Below are 15,958 nucleotides of genomic sequence, written 5' to 3'. Positions count from 1 at the left end.
CCTGCGCGACATCATGGACGCGATCTTGTATGTCGACCGGACCGGGGTCCAGTGGCGCTATCTCCCGCATGGCTTCCCGCCCTGGAACACGGTCTACGGCTACTTCGCCAAATGGGCCGACGAGGGCGTGTTCGTCCAGCTCAACGGCCTGCTCAGGCACCTGCTGCGCGAGAAGGAAGGCCGGGACGCCGAGCCGTCGGCCTGGGTGATCGACGCCCAGAGCGTCAAGACCTCCACCAGCGTCCCCGCCGCCGGGCAGGGCATCGACGCCGGGAAGAGGTCCCGGTCTCCTATCTCTGACCCAGGGTGCAAAGTAGCCGCCGCTCCCTTCTGCCCTCCCGTTGCTTCGTGTCCGGCCGGTTCGTTAGGCCGAACGAGTAGTCGACGGAGGGGTGGGAATGTTCATGCGCCGGGAGTGGTCGCCCGAGGATGTGGTGGCGTGCTGGACGCCGGTGGGCGGCGACTGGGCCCTGGTCGCAAACACGTCCGGGCCCCACCAGGCTTGGATTCGTGCTGATGCTCAAGTTCTTCGAGCTGGAGGACCGGTTCCCGCAGTTAGTGGAGGAGCTCCCGCCGGCTGCGGTCGACTACGTGGCCGACGTGGTCAAGGTGTCGGCTGAGGACTTGGCGAAGTACGACCTGTCTTCCCGCTCCGCAAAGGGCCACCGTACGCAGATCCGCGAGGCCTTCGGGTTCCGCCCGGCAACCCGCGCCGACGAGGAGCGCCTGACCGCCTGGCTCGCCGATGAGGTCTGCCGGTGGAGCTGGTGGAGGACCGGCTGCGCGAGACCCTGCTCGTGCAGTGCCGCAGCGACCGCATCGAGCCCCCAGGCCGCATCGAGCCGATCGTGGCCGCAGCACGGGCACGATCCGACCGCGTCTTCTGCGCGCAGACCGTCGCACGCCTGGGCAAGGCATGCGCCCACCGCCTGCTGGACCTGGTGGCGAAGGACAATGAGGACGGCACCGCACTGCTGGCCTCGCTGAAGCGGGCACCGGGCGCGGTAGGCCTGGACTCGCTCCTGACGGAGATCACCAAGCTGACCGCCGTACGCCAGCTTGGCATGCCGGAAGGGCTGTTCGCGGACTGCTCGGAGAAGCTGGTGGCCGCCTGGCGTGCACGGGCGATCAAGATGTACCCCTCGGACTTCCGGGACGCGGGCGAGGAAGTGCGGACCACGCTGCTGGCCGCGCTGTGCGCGTCCCGTCAGGCGGAGATCACCGACGCCCTGGTGGAACTGCTCGTCGCCCTGGTCCACAAGATCAACGCCCGCGCCGAGCGACGGGTAGAACGACAGCTGACGGCGGAGCTGACGAAGGTGAGGGGCAAGGAGAGCATCCTCTCTTCCGCCTCGCCGACGCGGCGGTCGGGCAACCGGAGGGGACCATCCGCACGGTGCTCTACCCGGTGGTGGGTGAGAAGACGCTGCGCGACCTGGTCGCGGAGGCCAAAGCGAGCGAGAAGGTCTTCAAGGCCAAGGTCCGCACCACGCTCCGCTCCTCGTACAGCTCGTACTACCGGCAGATGCTGCCGCCGCTGCTGAACACGCTGGGCTTCAAGTGCAACAACACCGCCTACCGGCCGGTGATGGACGCGCTCGCGCTGCTGGCCAAGTACGCCGACGTCGACGGCAAGAACCGCTTCTACGACGCCGGTGACGCTGTGCCCATGGACGGCATCGTCCGCAAGGACTGGCGCGAGGCGGTTGTCGACGACAAGGGCAAGATCGAGCGCATCCCGTACGAGCTGTGCGTGCTGGTGGCGTTGATGGACGCGATCCGCCGCCGGGAGATCTACGTCGAGGGCGGGAAGCGGTGGGGCGACCCGGAGGACGGCCTGCCCGGCGATTTCGAGGCTGCCCGCACTGTGCACCACGCCGCGATCCGCCAGCCCGAGGACCCCAAGGAGTTCGTCGCCAGCCTGAAGCGCCGGATGACCGCCGGCCTGGACCGGCTGTCGGCGGCGCTCGCGGACGGCTCGGCGGGAGGGGTGAAGGTCACCACCCGCAAGGGCGAGCCGTGGATTACCGTGCCGAAGCTGGGGCCGCTGGACGAGCCCACCGGACTCCAGGCCCTCAAGGACGAGGCGATCCGCCGCTGGGGCGTGCTTGACCTCCTGGACGTGCTGAAGAACGCTACCTCGCGCACCTGGAGGCGGACCAGCTGGAGTATGCCGGAGGCGTGCTCATCACGATGTACAACGACACCCGCCAGGTCCTCAACGACACCGGACGGCCCTGCAACCCGGCGACCGTGGTGCGGGAGGTCGACGCGGTGGCCCGCTTCGGGCCGGCCGGGCACAAGTTCGCCGTCACCGCCGCCGCCCGGCGCTTGGCCTGCGGCGAGGCCAAGACGCAGGAGGTCATGGACACCATGGAAATCCGCGAGGCGTGTACGCCTCACACGGCCAGAGAGAACGGCCCGGATGCACGCCCTGGTTGTCGGGGTGGGGTTGCCGGGGTGGCGCCACTGCGGCTGAGAGGCCGCAGTGGTTGGAGGTGACCGGCGGAGATACCGAAGGGACGTTCGGTCACTCTTGAGGAAGGCAGAGGAGGCTTACTCTGACTGTTTCGGGGTAAAGGTTCCGGTTCAAGATTTTGAATTCGGCACCCTCCCCGCTGTCGTAGAACCAGGAGACGTAGTATTCGTCCCATTTGCGACCCGTCGGTCCTTTAACCCACACGTAATTCCCCACTTTTGGGAAATCGGCCGGGCAATTGACGACCTGAGTCGTGTAAACCCCTTGCTTTTGAGTAAGTTTAGTGGCAGCGGTAAGTGTTACGTTCTCCTCTGCGGCGAAGCCCCGGCCACAGGTGAAGGTGACGGAGTAGGATCCGTACTCACTGCTGCTGTTGTAGGCCACTATGTAGAAGCCGCCCATGCCCGTGCCGTATTCACTGTCCGTGTAGCCGGCGAACTCTGTGCGGATCGCCGGGTTTTGGCTGCCGTGGTGGCCTAGGTACTTGACGACGTCTCCGGGGCGGTCGCATTCGAAATGGTTCCCGTAACCGTTCTGATTCGGTGACACCCGTGCATATTGGGTGAATGTTCGGTCGCCGTTGGGGGCGGTGTCTGCGGCGTGGGCGGGGAACGTGCTGGCGGACGTGATGGCGATTCCCGCTACTCCGAGCGCCGCGGTTACCAGCTTCCCTCTGGTCAATGATTTCATCGCAGACTCCTTTCGATGATCGCGTGAGCGATTTCTTCACGCCGCTGTTTATGGGTCGGCTATGCCGCCAGTCGAACGCCGGCTCTCTTTGTGTGAGTATCCGAGACTCAAGTGATCGATTAAGCAAACGTCACCCGGACTGCTCGAAGATGTCGTGGCTGTTCATACATAGGGAAGCAGTGGTCGATTCTTTGCGCATGAGTACTTCGGGCTCATGCGGGGAGTTGCGCAGGGATTACTTAGGTAGGCGAAACTCGGGGGTTCCGGTGAAGTGGTGGGCGGCTTGGGTTTCGAGTGCGCCGGTCGTCACGGGTACTGGTCGCGGATGTGCGGCTGGTCCATGGCCGGTTCGTTGGTTCGCGTTTACGTGGTGGAGGGGCGCCGCCGAGTGGGTCCGGTTCCCGGGGAGGTGGCGCTGCTCAAGATCGGGATACGCCGTGGCGCTCGCCCCTCCGCTGGCGATCATCCGGGCCGCGCCCTGTTTCATAGGTGGTCGCTCGTGAAACAGGCGATCGCCCGGCTGTGCACCTGCGGAGATCATGTTTCATGAGTTGTTGCAAACGCCTGGACCCCTGAAACTCCCTCATGAAACGCTCCGGTGTTGTGAGCGACGACTTCATGCGCGTTGAATCGCACGCCTGCTCGATGTCCACCTGCGCCGCCCCAGCGGGTTCACCGTGCCGTACCTCCAAGGGGAAGGTGGCGATCCAGTACCACACCGCCCGCTTCCGCCTCGTGCCCCAACTCGCCAAAGCGCTCAGCGTGCCGACCCCGGCCGTACGAAAACCGGGGTCGGTGTGGATCGAGCTGTCCCGGCCGGTGAGCGCCGGCGCCGAACCGGTCGGGCAGGTCCGCCTCGGCTATGCCCGCGCCTCGACCGCCCGGCAGTCCCTCGACGCCCAGCTCGACTCTCTCGCTGAGGCCGGGGTGACGCGCGTCTTCTCGGAGAAGATCTCCACCCGCGCCACCCGGCGCCCCGAGGTGGAGGCCGCCGTGAAGCTCGCCGGGGAGATCCGCTCCTCCGGCGTCGCCGTGACCCTGGTCGTTCACGAACACAAGCGGCTCGGCCGCGGCATGGAACTCGCCATGCTCGCCGAAGAGCTGAGGGCGAGCGACGTCGGCCTTGAGTTCCTCACCGGGGAGCTGAAGGGCTCGCACGACCCTTCCGGGATCGTGTTCACTGTTCTCGCGGCCATGTCCGGGATGGAGCGCGAGTACATCCGCGACCGCACCCTCGAAGGCCACGAGTCCGCCCGCAAGCGCGGCAAGACCATCGGAGGCGCAGGCGTCACCGACCAGGACATGCTCGCCATGGCCCTCCACCTGCGCGAGCAGGAGATGAGCCTGCGCGACATCGCCAAGCGACTCGTCATCACTACCGGCGCGAAGAAGGGCCAGCATCCCTCGCCCGCCACCGTCATGCGGATGCTGCGCGAACACGACGAACAGGCCGCTACGGCGGCGAGCACCTGATCACCCCGCTACTTTGCACCGTGGGTCAGAGATAGGAGACCGGGGGCCGAAGAAGACCGTGGGCAGGAAGCGGAGTATCGTGACCGACACGCTCGGCCTCCTCCTCGCGGTGCTGGTCACTGCGGCGAGCGTGCAGGACTCCCTCGCCGGCACCCGGCTCCTGGACCAGGTCGCCGTCGAGCACCCCGGCATCCGCAAGGTCTGGGTGGACGGCGGTTACCGCCAGCACCTCGTCGAGCACGCCGCCGCCCTCGGCATCGGCATGGAGATCACCGCCCGCACCCCCGGGACCAGGGGATTCACCCCGATCCCGAAACGGTGGGCGGTCGAGCGGACCTACGGCTGGCTCATGCTCCAACACCATCTCCTGGCGCGGCCCGAAGAAGGCCGCCAAACAACCCATCTCGGGATGGAACATCGGACGAAAACGACCTCTAAGCGCACGATCTGACACCGATGTCCCTCAGGCCCCGGCCTCACGCCCCGTTCCACTGCTTCCGGATGGAGCGTCTCGCGTTCCATGTCGCGTTGAACGACTCCGCCGTGGCGTGAGCCGCGCAATTCGAAATAGCCCTGCTCAGGTACGCGCTCGTCGTCAATCCGCCAAGCCACCGAGCAGGGCCATCTCGCCGATCACGGGAAACCGAGCCACGAGCCCGCGAACCAACCTCCCAGCGTGAATAAAATATCGGAATGAGGCGGCCTTGAAGAAGGACTCATAGCACCGATGGGCCGCACGTCACCTTGTACCCGGGGCGCCCACTCGACCCACCTATTGGGGGAGCGGTGAAAACGCCGCTTATCCCATATAGGCCATCCACCTCATTATTCACCATGTCCTTAGTGGTGTTTATGTACGTATGGCCTCTATTGATAGGGAACTGCGGCTGGGGGCACGTGACCGAGACGTAGGCAACTCCTACGCCGGATGAGGTGTACGGCTCTGTCCGGGAGATTGTCACTTCATTCAGTCCATTGAATGGTGTGGCGGAGCAGGTTAGGCTGCCTTTCAGGTCCAGCTTTTTAGTGTTGGGGTAGCCCGGGTTTTGCACGATAATGTCAATCTCACCCCGAGATCCATATTCCGTACCGGGCTGCTTGATGTTGAACCTCTGGAAAGGCAAATCCTTGCCTTTGCCATCATTGCTGGTTAGTCCGCCACTGGTTATTTCGACATCAACGGCTGTAACGTAAGGAAACGATGCGGGGCACGTCATATAGACCCGTGCGGGAGCTCCTGGGTTGGTGCCTATCGCGGCTGATGTCATTACGCATGAGAGATCACCAACCGGCGTACACGAGCCTGGCACAGCTGCTGCCCCACCTGCCCCCCAGAGGGATCCAAGGGAAGCGAAGGAGAGCGCAACGGCCCCAAAAACTGATTTACGCCTGACCGATACCAAGTTCACAGCAGGCCAACTTTCATTCGCGAGCGCTTCCCTTGAAGGGGATATGAGCGCGGTCGACTATTACGACGAATATAGGGCCTCGCGAGTGTGCCGGATTGAGTAGTTTGAACTCATAGCCTCGATGTGTCGCGGGTTCCAGCCTTGACGATCTTGAATGGTTGCAGGTGAGGATATGGAAGGGCTTGGATGGCTCGGCTGACGAGGTTGGTCGAGAAGCGGGTCGGGTGTAGGGGGTTCCGTCGCCGCTTGAGCTGGGCGGATGTGCGTTCGCCGGGGCCCGGTGCGTGTAGCAGGCGAGATGCGGCATAGATACCCGCGCCGGCGGGTCGCGAACGCGACGAGCAGGCCGTCACCGCCTGGAAGAGGCGACCTGATTATCCGACTTCACGCACAGTTACGGAACGGTCGCGTTCCTCCTGGCGATGTACCTTTCTTGAGCAGCGAAAGCTCAAGCGTAGGCGTCCCATTCCTGATCGGGTGTCCCTCCGGGGCCGAACGCCCTAAAAGGCCAAGTAATTCAAGTTCCGGAGATAGTTTTCATGATCTACATCCAAAACGGTGACGGCGTGGGCGCCAACCACTGCGGGGTTGTTCTTACCGACGATGACCTGTGGCCGAACCACAACGAGGTTGTTCTCACCGATCTTGACGACCCGGCAGCCAACTGAACCAGGCGGAGGCCCTCCTGCACGATTGAGGGCTTCAATCGCGGCCAGCAGGCGGAACTGACTGGTTCGGTGATGCTTGTTAAGTACCGCCTAAAGGCGGGGCTCGCCACATGTGGCGAGCCCCGCTTGTTAATGAAAGGAGTGAAGTCCTGGAACATGAGCCCAGCATGGACGCGAAGGCCGCGTTGTTCCTGCATTGGTCGAGCCGGGAGTCGCTGCGACTGGCGAGCGGGATCTCACTACCGTAGGGCGGCTCTTCGAGGCGGCTGAGCGTGTTGCAAGGTTGTGTCTGGGCAAGTCAGGGGTTTGCAGCGGTCCTGATCCCGCTGCGAGAGCGAGATTGTGCATGTGGGCGACGGCTTGGACGGCGTTAACCTCGAAGTTTCGTGACGGTCCGCCGACGGAGTCGGTGGACCGTTCGTTCCGTGGGCTGAGGCTGGGCAGGTTGAGGGCCCGAGTGCCGCCTCGGTGTGGCGCCGGGTTCCACTGCTCCGGGTTTTAGGGTGCTGTCGTAGGGACGGGAAAACCGTCGGTCAGCCGGGGTTCGGCAGGAGCGCGAGCCGTTCGAGGGCGTCGGTGATGTGGCTGGTCCAGGGCCAGTGCCGGGCCAGGCGAAGGATCCGCCGACGGCCGGTGGTCACAAGAGCTGTCCGGCCGTGGTGAACAGGCGGAGCCGCAGACGGCGAGGCTCCCAGAGACGGGCCGTGCCGGTCAGGGCGAGCATCGGCATCCAGGCCAGCAGTTCCAGCGCGATCTGGACGATCTCCGGCCAGATCCGGTTCTGAGCTGTGCGGTGCAGGGGCAGGTTCCGCAGGCCGGTCGAGTGGGCGGCCCGGATGCGGTCCTCGGCCCTCGCCCGCAGCCGGTGACGGAGCTCAAGCTCGGCGATCGGCAGGCCCGAGGTGCTGGTGGCGAAGCACGTGAGTCGCATGCCGTCCGCGTCCGTGAGCCTCAACTGTGCCCCGGGGTGCGGTCGTTCCTTCCGGACGATCAGCCGCATTCCCTTCGGCCAGCCGTTCAGGAGATCGCCGGTGAGTTCGGCGACCTCGGCCCCGTCACGGATCTCGCCGTCCGCCTCGACCGCCGCCGACCAGGCCGAGGCGGGGACTTTGAGGACGTGCTGGTGGATCGCTTCGATGATCACCATGCCGACCGAGTAGGACAGCCACCGTCCCCGCTGAGCGAGCCAAGCAACGAAGTCGTGGGTGCTGCCCGCGGAGTCGGGCCGTATCAGGGTCTGACGTCCGCGCCGGTACTTTGCCGGCAGTTGAGCCAGAGCTCCAGAGCCATGCGGGTGGCGGTGATGTGGCCGGCCGCAGTGTTCGATCCCGCGTTCCCTGGCCTGAGCAGGGCCGCCACCGGCTCACCGGTGCCGCACGGCCCGTGGTCGACGAACCCCATCGAAGGGTGATGGCAGTAGGTCCGCTTTCAAGTGGGTGCGGCGTCCTCCTTGTCGGAGTGCGCGATCACTAGCACCCCGTCGAGGTCGACGGTCACCGTCCCGCCCCATCGGGCGCGCTGCCGTCGCCAACTGCCAGGCCCGCTCGCGTGCTTCGGCCCGCGCGGCACGGACCGCCCGCAGAGCCTTCTTCCCGGAGGCGGCAAGAGTGTCGACGAGGCGGGAGACCGTCGGGTCGGAGGCGACCGGCCCGAACACAGCCGGTTCGGCCCGCAACATGCCGACGTCCGCGAGGCAGTCCCCGCCCAGCGCGACCGCCAACGCGATGTCCAGCAGGATCTTGCCCGGATCGTGCACCACCCGGGCCTTCCGCCACGGCGTCAGCGCCGCGGATATCGCGGTGTCCAGGCCGGTCTTGCGGACGGTCTCGACCAGCAGCACGCTCCCGGCCTGCGAGACCAGCTCCCGGCCGCCGCCCTCGATGCGGACACGCGGGCAGGGACCCCCGATACGCTTCTTCACCTGGAGAGTGCTTAACGGGACCGGTAGATGACCGTGGCTTCTCCGCCCACAGTCTCCTGGCGCTTCTCCCAGACATCCTCGCCGCTCGTGATCTTCATGCTCGTGTCAAGTTTGTCGTGGACGTCGGCCGTGACGTAGCTGCGGTATGTGCCGGCCTCCCGGATGGCGCTGAGTTTGGCCGCGACGTCGGGAGCGCGGCCGATGCAGACCAGGTCGCTGCTGTCCCGGACGCCTGCTCGGGCGATGAACGCCGAGCCGGAGGCGATCCCGACGCACATGCCCGGCTGGTGCCGCTGGTCGCCCGCCGGGGCACGGAGCACGGTTCCGGGCTGGGCACTCAACGCTGGGTTGTCGAGCGCGCGTTCGCCCATCTGCGCTGGTTCCGCCGCCTGCCGATCCGCTAGGAGATCCGTGATGACATCCACGAAGCCTTCCTCGCCCTCGGATGCGCATTGATCTGCTGGCGACGTCTGAACGCGCCCCGCCGCATCGAGGCCGAGGCTGCTGTTGCAGGATCGGGGAGTCGGGACCCAGCTCCGGGAGGCACCCCATCACCATCATCACGCACGAGGACCCGATCGGACGGGGTCCGGCCAACTACATGATCCACGCCGACCTGTCGGACGGGCTGGACGACTGTCGCGAGCAACTGTGGACGCGCCAGCTCACCGAGGACACGTTTGAGGTGGCCTGTCTGCCCTTCTTCACCTACGGAATCTGCTACCGCGACGTGGTGACTATCGACAGCAACCACCTGGTGAAGAGGGCCGTGCGCAAGTACGGCCACCGGACCCTTCGCGTCGCACCCGTCGTGGAACACGCAGACCGAGACCAAGCGCACGAGCTCCTGTACGGCAAGGCTGTCGACACCGGCCTGCCACATGAGTGGCTCCAGGGCACCTACCTCGCCGTTGACCTCCCGCCTGGCTCGGATGTGGCGCCCTTCGTCGAGGTATTGGAACCCCTTGCCCAGGCCGGCGCCCTCCACTGGGAGATCGACTACTGATCCGAAAGATCATTCCGTTAGGAGTTCTAAGAGGGCGTCTCGCGTAGGGGTATTGCCCTTTATCTGCTAGTAGGTTCCTCGCTAGGTGGGTGGTCGCGTCTGTTATGCGGATGGCGAGGTTGTCGATCGAGGCGATGTGGATCATGGCTTCGGAGCTGGTGGTGAGGGTCTCGTAGTCGCGGGCGAGGCGCCGGTGCGTCATGATCTATCCGATGCTCCGCTCTACCAGCGCCTGGCCCAGCGTGCCGGCCATGGCTCGCCCGCGAGTGGATCTTGTGGTCGAAGTGCCCGACGAGCCGGTCAAGGAAACGGCACATGACCTTCGCGTAGAAGGTCTCGGTGAAGACCATGAAGTGCATCCGGCCGAGGGTGCTGATCGCGGACACCGCGTTCACGGAGAACCGGTTGCCGGTGCGGCGGACCACCGGCATCGCGCCTTTGGCGCCCCCGGTGCGGCCGGTGACCTGGTCCGAGCGGACCCCGACCTGGTCGGCGAAGAGGACTTCACCCCTCTCCGCCTTCGCCTGGGCCTGTCGGCCGGGTCTCCTTGTGCCAGACGCGGACCGCTTCCGCGTCCTGCTCGACGGCCCGCTTGTCCGGACGCCGGAACGTCAGTCCCCAGCGTTTGAGGTACTTGCCCACCCCGGGCTCGGTGAAGCGGACCCGGTACGGCGTGAAGATCAGCTCGCCTATCGGCCCCCGCGTCCACAGGTGACCGGAAAGTCCCGGGTCGCAGGGGATGCGATCGAGGACGGCCTGTCGGACGGCGGCCTGCTCCGGCCTCGGACAGAACCTGATGTTCGCCCACCCGGCGCCCACGCGGACGGGACAACAGCGCGTCCCGGCCACCGGCCTGCCACCTTGCCCACCAGTTGTCCGCGGCCCTGACCGACACCTTGAAACAGGGCCGCGACCTCGGCCCGGTCCCGCCCCCTCCACCAGCGCGGACACGCCAGCAACCGCACAGCCTCCTGCGCGCCAGGCGATCAGGTCCGCGCATCCCCACCAGACCACCCACACACTGTCAACGAGCCTGAACCAAAACGTTTCGGATCAATAGGACCGCGGACGGCAGTAAATTGTTCCGCTGATTTCGGCAGGGGAGAGCTCCTCGGGCTGAATGCTCCGTTGCACATCGACCCGGATTCCGTAATCGTATATCGCGTGGAGCGTCTCAACCGTCGTATCAAAATAGATCGGGAATGCGCTCCTGCGCTCTTCCTCCGGACGGTCCTCCCATTCAACTCCCGACATCATGCCCGATATTTCGGAAGAAACGAGCTCCTGGCCATCGGGGCACACTCTCTCGAATTGAATGCTCTCTTCGAATTCGGTGATCGGTACCGGACCGAAATTTGACCTTTCGCCAGGGTTCTGGTTACTGCACGTGAGGCTGGCATACAGGTCCAGATTCTTCCTGTTAGGGTATCCGGGATTCTGTACCGCGAGCCAGAGCGACCCTCGGTTCCATGGGCCAGTTCCGACCGTGAGCTCATCCCTCGCGAGGGGAAGGGATGGGACTGTCCCGCCGGTGGCTTTCATCGAATAAGAGTAGTCGTGAGCATAAGGGTACCCTGTCGGGCATACGAGTATCACTTGCGCCAGACGGCCCGGAAAGGTTCCTAAGGCTGCACCATTCATTTGGCACGTATTGGTACCCGTTGGCCGGCAGTATACTGACGCAGCCGCCGAACCTGAAAATCCCAGGAGGGATCCGAGGGAAGCGAGAAGAGCCAATACGGCGCCGGTTATTGACGCTTTGCGTCGGGTGGACCTCAATTTCATGGAAGCTCCGTTTCTGTGTAATGGAATCAAGGAGGCGGATGCCCCAGGACTCTAAATTCTGCTATTTTTCGATGAAATCTGACGCAGCGGGTAAGTTTCCCGGGCGCAATTTCGGATTCCCTGAGCAGGTGGGAAATAGGGTGTTGCAATCGATCTCTCCCGGGAGGGGGCTGACTGGCTTCATGTCGGTGGTGGTAGCAGACCGGCCTGCGTGGGTTACCATCTTTTTGTCGGTCCGGTCGGTGCTGTCGCCCGCTCCGCCCCCGGTGGCCATCCGGATTTGCCGGCTGCTTACGTTGAGAGAGATTCAGTCTGGGTAGCACCATGCCCAGAGTTTGGCATTCCGGGGTGATAGTGACGTATTCTTGGCCGTCGCGGAGCCTTCGATCTCACCTATTTGGTATTGACTCCAAGTGATGTCTGCAAACTCTTCTCCCCAGAGAGTGCCCAGATGGGGAGTGTCCACGGGGCAGGTTACCGAAAGTGTATTTTCCTGTCCGGGGTGGACTGTCTGCTCATCCCAGAGCGCTTTTTCTACGTCATATTTATCCGGCTTCTCGCTCGAACAGGCTATCGAGATTTTGAATTGTAGGCGACCGTTGGCCTGCGGGTTGCTGATACGCACTCTTGCTTCCTCGATATACCGGCTCCTGCCTGGCTGTTGCCTTACGGTGACGGCTCCAGTAGCGCCCTTGTTGCTGTAGAAGACCTGAACTCTCTTGACATAAGGAGTGGTGTATTTCTGGCATGCTGCCGGGGCGTCGAGCGACCTCTGGGGGTCGATTGAATATGAGACGGTGACGTAGCTGTATTCAATCGGCTCCGCAGAGGCGGCGCCGGCTGATGGGGCGAACAGGCTCAATGACGAGATGCCTGTGGCCGCTGCGGCGAAAATGGTGTATTTACTCACTGGGATCATCCCTCTTTCGGGTCGCTCGTGAAGCGCCAGTTCTCGGATCCCCCTCCGAACGGCCGTGCCGCCAGAGATCGGTTTACTTGATTCTCTTCAGTTTTCTCTGCTTGGGGTGGACGGATCGCGATGATGTGATCAGCGTGTCCTGAAATTAGCCGCTCGGGGAGGAAGCGAGATGAGACATGGCTACTCATTCCGGCAATTTCCTCGCCCCGCCCTCCGCACTGCTCAACCTCCCCGCCTCGTCGGCGGTTGCCCGCATCCCTTGGGATGACGACGGCCTCCCGCCGCCGGGCGTGGTGGCAGGGCTGGCGCGCGGAGTCCGGTCCCGGATGGTGGGGACCGGGAACGTCGGCTTCAAACGGCTGGAGGGGCTGTGGGTTACGTCGGTTGGGCTGCTCAGGCGCGCGGGCTCGCCTCACGCGGCCGCCCGCTTTCCCTCGGTGCCCGCGTCCTCGACCGCGCCCGACCTGAGCCGACTGGCCGCGCCCTGCGCCCGTGCTTGGAGCCTACGCTGGCGTGGTGTCCAAGCGCGTCACGAGGAGATCACTCACACCAGGCGGTCAGTTTGGCGTTCCGGGGTGACAGTGACGAGTTCCTGGCCAGTGCGGAACCGCTTGTTTCCCCCTGCGCGACTTGACTCCACGTGATGTCCGCGTACGTCCATGGGTCAAGGCTGAACAGGTGCGGGGTGTCTGCGGGGCAGGACGCCAGCAAAGCATCTTCCTGCCCGGGGCGAATGGTTTTTTCGTCTGAAATGGACTTTCGAACCCTGTAGTTCGACTGCTGTACGTTTGAGCATTCGACCCACAGCCAGAATGATTGACGCCCCGTCATCTGGGGGTTGCTGATCTGAACCCTCATCCCTTCGATATATCGACTCCTCCCCCATAGCATCCCTACCTCGGGGGACCCGCTTACCCCCTTCGTGCTCTGAGTGACCTGGACATTCTTGACGTAGGGAAAGTCGTAGTTGGGGCATGACACCAGGGCGTTGATTGTCCGCTGGGGGTCAACAGAGTAGTTGAGAGAGCTGGTTCGGGTATGCTCTACGGGGTCGGCGGCGCTGCTTGCTGGGGCGAACAGGCCCAGTGAGGCGATTCCCGCAGCGACCGCACCGTAGATGCGGGATCCATTCAATTGAATCACTTCCTTCGGTTCGGATGACACGTGGAAGCATAAGTCTGAAAATGGATCTTCTCGGTTCTAGTCAGAGCCGATTCAGACGGTTGATTCATAGTCCGCCGTGGGCGTGGTGGGTTCGTGAGCATCCCATGCTCAGCTGCTTGATGGAGTATTGATTACCTGTAAGGGTGATCTGGAAACAGAACCGAGCGGCGATGGCGGCACCTGGATCGCACTACCTGAGACGGTTGGTGATGCCGATTCCCGAGGTGCTACACCCACCGCATTCCGGTGGCGGACAGCTGCTCCACCGGCTCCGGAGGCAGCGTGGCGGCTCTGCTGCGAGGCGGGCGGCCAGGAGCGGGGCGAGGAGCTGTTCACGGTCAAGGAGTCGATGTTTCCGCCTGGCCGAGGACATCGGACTGTCGTACTCGACGGTGAAGGAGGCCAGGTGGACGGCCTCGCGCTGGCCGAAGGAACACCGGCAGAAGACTGTGTCCTTCACCGTGCACAGGATCCTGGCGGGCATCGGCGACGAGCGCGAACGGTTCACCGCGATCCTGACCCCGCCGAAGGGCAAGCAGCGGTGGACCGCAGACGAGGCCCGGCGGCGTGTCGGTCGGCAGGTCGAGCACCCGATCACCCCGCAGGAGAAGGTCAGCGCGATCCACACCCTCGCGAGGGACGAGGCGGTCGCCGCCACCGTCACCAGCGACCTGCTTCGGCGTCCGACAGTGGTCGCCCAGGTCAGGCAGGAGGACAAGGTCCGGGCCGTGGAGGAACTCACCCGCGACCACCAGGTCGCCGCGACGGTCACCACCGGTTTGCTGCGGCGCACCGATGTCGCCTTCCGGGCGATGTCGGACGACGCCGCCCGCCACCAGGTCAACCACGCCCAGGTCGAACGCGGCCGACAGGCCCGCGAGCAGCGACTTCATTGAGGCCGGCCCCGCCCCGTCTTCCTGGGAGGGCCCGTTGGCTCGGCGCCGCTGCTACCCCTCTGACACCTTCGACGACGAGTGGGCCCTGATCGAACCGCTGCTGCCGCCCCCGGCCTGCGAGAACCGTAGGGGTGGACGCCCGGAAAAACACCCTCGCCGCGAGATCGTCGACGCGATCAGGTACGTCGTCGACACCGGCTGCAAATGGCGGGCCCTGCCCAGAGACTTCCCACCCTGGCGCACGTGCTACGGCTTTATGGCCCGCTGGGCCGCGGCCGGCATCGTCGGACAGATCCGCAAACGCATCCGCTGCGAGATGGGTCGGGCCCCCGGCGCTGTCGCGACCGTCATCGACTCCCAGTCGGTGAAGGCCGCCGAGACCGTCGGCAAGGACTCGCGCGGCTACGACGGAGCGAAGAAAATCAACGGCCGCAAACGGCACCTGGTCGTGGACACCAAGGGCCTGCCGCTGTTCGTCATGGTCACGCGGCGAAAGAGGTGCTGTTCCGGCTCCGCCTCATGCACCCCGAGATCACCATCGTATGGGCCGACTCCGGCTATGCCGGACAGCTCGTGACCCGGGCGAAGAAACACCTGAACCTGACGCTCAAAACCGTCAGCCGGCCCAAGAATACACCTGGGTTCGTCATCCTGCCCCGCCGCTGCCCCGCCGCTGGGCCGTCGAGCGGTCCCTCGCCTGGATCATGCACGCCCGCCGACACGCCCGCGGTCACGAACGGCTCGTCCAGCACTCCGAGTCGCTGATCACCTGGGCCGCAATCACCCCCATGACCAGGAGAATCACCCGTCGGCAGTCCCGAAGAAGCGGTCAGCCAGCATCCCGCGAGAGCCGTGGAGACTGACAGTCGCCCGGACCACCGCCACCGGAGTCCTCGACATCTCACCACCTATCGTGCACGAACTCGGCAGCGTGAACAGTGCGATTCAATCCCCCGGTTGATCCGCGTCCTCGTTCTCTGGTGCGGCCAAAGCGAGTGGGGCACCGGGACCGATGATTTCGCAAACCGTCCCATCGGGGTTGCGAAAGTGCTGCCAGGAGACACCGGAATCGTGTTGCGGGTCTCCAATAAACTGGATGCCGGTCTCGAGCATCCTTCGCCGGACTTCATCGAAGTCGTCCACCTCGAACCCAACGACGGGCCCCGTGGTGAAGAACGAGTGGAAATCATCTTCTGTGCTGTAGATCTCGACTGTTGTCCCGTCCGCCATGCGGAAGCCGACGACGGTGTCTTCCTCACGAGTGACTTGAGCACCCATCACGTCACGCAGCAAGCGGACCATATCACTGAATTTTTCTGTTCTAATGCCAACAAAACCGACTCTCTCCATCAGCTTCGCCTCTCCCGTTGCAGAGCTCACACCCAGGGCTCGCTCATCGCTGTCCGGACAGCGGCGACCAGGACCCCAGAATCTATCAATATCCGTGATCAAATCATGCGGTCCTACCTTGTTCGTGGGTTGGACGGGCCGTCGTAAGGTCCAGAGGCCCAGAGACACCGGGTATGGCTTTCATGCGGTTGCCCTCGA

General features: G+C 64.3%; 9 protein-coding genes and 8 pseudogenes. 10 read left to right on the top strand and 7 right to left on the bottom strand.

Going from position 1 to position 15,958, the window contains the following annotated elements; all coding sequences use genetic code 11:
• The 3 genes and pseudogenes from AB0M18_RS35680 to AB0M18_RS35670 all read left to right on the top strand — a co-directional run.
• Window positions 1-277 (top strand): annotated as a pseudogene (locus AB0M18_RS35680) (transposase); the annotation flags it as partial.
• A gap of 152 nt (window positions 278-429) precedes the next feature.
• Entirely contained in the window at window positions 430-987 is a 558-nt protein-coding gene (locus tag AB0M18_RS35675; protein ID WP_365765492.1) for a DUF4158 domain-containing protein, read from the top strand.
• Window positions 988-1,396: 409 nt separating this feature from the next.
• Complete coding sequence (locus AB0M18_RS35670) at window positions 1,397-2,479, top strand: hypothetical protein (protein ID WP_365765490.1); 1,083 nt, start codon at window positions 1,397-1,399, stop codon at window positions 2,477-2,479.
• Window positions 2,480-2,530: 51 nt separating this feature from the next.
• Here AB0M18_RS35670 and AB0M18_RS35665 read toward each other — a convergent pair whose 3' ends face one another.
• Window positions 2,531-3,169 carry a hypothetical protein gene (locus AB0M18_RS35665; RefSeq protein ID WP_365765488.1) on the bottom strand — a complete coding sequence of 213 codons (639 nt, stop codon included), beginning with the start codon at window positions 3,167-3,169 and terminating at the stop codon, window positions 2,531-2,533.
• 699 nt (window positions 3,170-3,868) lie between these two features.
• On the opposite strand from AB0M18_RS35665, the gene AB0M18_RS35660 reads away from it, so the two are divergent.
• The 3 genes and pseudogenes from AB0M18_RS35660 (at window position 3,869) to AB0M18_RS35650 (ending at window position 6,719) form a co-directional block, all read left to right on the top strand.
• Window positions 3,869-4,642, top strand: a complete 774-nt coding sequence (locus AB0M18_RS35660; protein WP_365765486.1) for a recombinase family protein — start codon at window positions 3,869-3,871, stop codon at window positions 4,640-4,642.
• A gap of 19 nt (window positions 4,643-4,661) precedes the next feature.
• Window positions 4,662-5,018 (top strand): annotated as a pseudogene (locus AB0M18_RS35655) (transposase); the annotation flags it as partial.
• Window positions 5,019-6,590: 1,572 nt separating this feature from the next.
• Window positions 6,591-6,719 carry a hypothetical protein gene (locus AB0M18_RS35650; protein ID WP_365765484.1) on the top strand — a complete coding sequence of 43 codons (129 nt, stop codon included), beginning with the start codon at window positions 6,591-6,593 and terminating at the stop codon, window positions 6,717-6,719.
• Between the two features lie 533 nt (window positions 6,720-7,252).
• On the opposite strand, the pseudogene AB0M18_RS35645 reads toward AB0M18_RS35650, so the two are convergent.
• Window positions 7,253-8,628, bottom strand: a pseudogene (locus AB0M18_RS35645) (IS1380 family transposase).
• A gap of 296 nt (window positions 8,629-8,924) precedes the next feature.
• Between AB0M18_RS35645 and AB0M18_RS35640 the strand changes: the two are divergent.
• Together AB0M18_RS35640 and AB0M18_RS35635 are read left to right on the top strand one after the other, a co-directional pair.
• Window positions 8,925-9,104 (top strand): annotated as a pseudogene (locus tag AB0M18_RS35640) (IS5/IS1182 family transposase); the annotation flags it as partial.
• 137 nt (window positions 9,105-9,241) lie between these two features.
• Window positions 9,242-9,646, top strand: a complete 405-nt coding sequence (locus AB0M18_RS35635) for a DUF4265 domain-containing protein (RefSeq protein ID WP_365765482.1) — start codon at window positions 9,242-9,244, stop codon at window positions 9,644-9,646.
• Window positions 9,647-9,734: 88 nt separating this feature from the next.
• Here the strand turns inward: AB0M18_RS35635 and AB0M18_RS35630 are convergent.
• The 4 genes and pseudogenes from AB0M18_RS35630 to AB0M18_RS35615 all read right to left on the bottom strand — a co-directional run.
• A pseudogene (locus AB0M18_RS35630) lies at window positions 9,735-9,881 on the bottom strand (IS5/IS1182 family transposase); the annotation flags it as partial.
• Between the two features lie 31 nt (window positions 9,882-9,912).
• A pseudogene (locus AB0M18_RS35625) lies at window positions 9,913-10,605 on the bottom strand (IS630 family transposase); the annotation flags it as partial.
• Between the two features lie 94 nt (window positions 10,606-10,699).
• Complete coding sequence (locus tag AB0M18_RS35620) at window positions 10,700-11,188, bottom strand: hypothetical protein (protein ID WP_365765480.1); 489 nt, start codon at window positions 11,186-11,188, stop codon at window positions 10,700-10,702.
• A 550-nt stretch (window positions 11,189-11,738) separates the two neighbouring features.
• Window positions 11,739-12,341, bottom strand: a complete 603-nt coding sequence (locus tag AB0M18_RS35615) for a hypothetical protein (RefSeq protein WP_365765478.1) — start codon at window positions 12,339-12,341, stop codon at window positions 11,739-11,741.
• A 1,526-nt stretch (window positions 12,342-13,867) separates the two neighbouring features.
• On the opposite strand from AB0M18_RS35615, the pseudogene AB0M18_RS35610 reads away from it, so the two are divergent.
• Both AB0M18_RS35610 and AB0M18_RS35605 read left to right on the top strand, forming a co-directional pair.
• A pseudogene (locus AB0M18_RS35610) lies at window positions 13,868-14,395 on the top strand (DUF6192 family protein); the annotation flags it as partial.
• 49 nt (window positions 14,396-14,444) lie between these two features.
• Window positions 14,445-15,219, top strand: a pseudogene (locus AB0M18_RS35605) (IS5 family transposase); the annotation flags it as partial.
• Between the two features lie 136 nt (window positions 15,220-15,355).
• Here AB0M18_RS35605 and AB0M18_RS35600 read toward each other — a convergent pair.
• Window positions 15,356-15,790 carry a VOC family protein gene (locus AB0M18_RS35600; protein WP_365765476.1) on the bottom strand — a complete coding sequence of 145 codons (435 nt, stop codon included), beginning with the start codon at window positions 15,788-15,790 and terminating at the stop codon, window positions 15,356-15,358.
• Window positions 15,791-15,958: the final 168 nt, after the last annotated feature.

This window comes from Streptomyces sp. NPDC051909, from assembly GCF_040681095.1.
In the GTDB taxonomy this organism is placed as follows: domain Bacteria; phylum Actinomycetota; class Actinomycetes; order Streptomycetales; family Streptomycetaceae; genus Streptomyces.
This window is presented reverse-complemented; position numbering and strand designations above follow the sequence as displayed.

Excerpts from the sequence above, each read along its gene's own strand:
- AB0M18_RS35665 (WP_365765488.1), bottom strand. The coding sequence starts at position 3,169 with ATGAAATCATTGACCAGAGGGAAGCTGGTAACCGCGGCGCTCGGAGTA.
- AB0M18_RS35650 (WP_365765484.1), top strand. The coding sequence starts at position 6,591 with ATGATCTACATCCAAAACGGTGACGGCGTGGGCGCCAACCACTGCGGG.
- AB0M18_RS35635 (WP_365765482.1), top strand. The coding sequence starts at position 9,242 with ATGATCCACGCCGACCTGTCGGACGGGCTGGACGACTGTCGCGAGCAA.
- AB0M18_RS35675 (WP_365765492.1), top strand. The coding sequence starts at position 430 with ATGTGGTGGCGTGCTGGACGCCGGTGGGCGGCGACTGGGCCCTGGTCG.
- AB0M18_RS35620 (WP_365765480.1), bottom strand. The coding sequence starts at position 11,188 with ATGAAAGCCACCGGCGGGACAGTCCCATCCCTTCCCCTCGCGAGGGAT.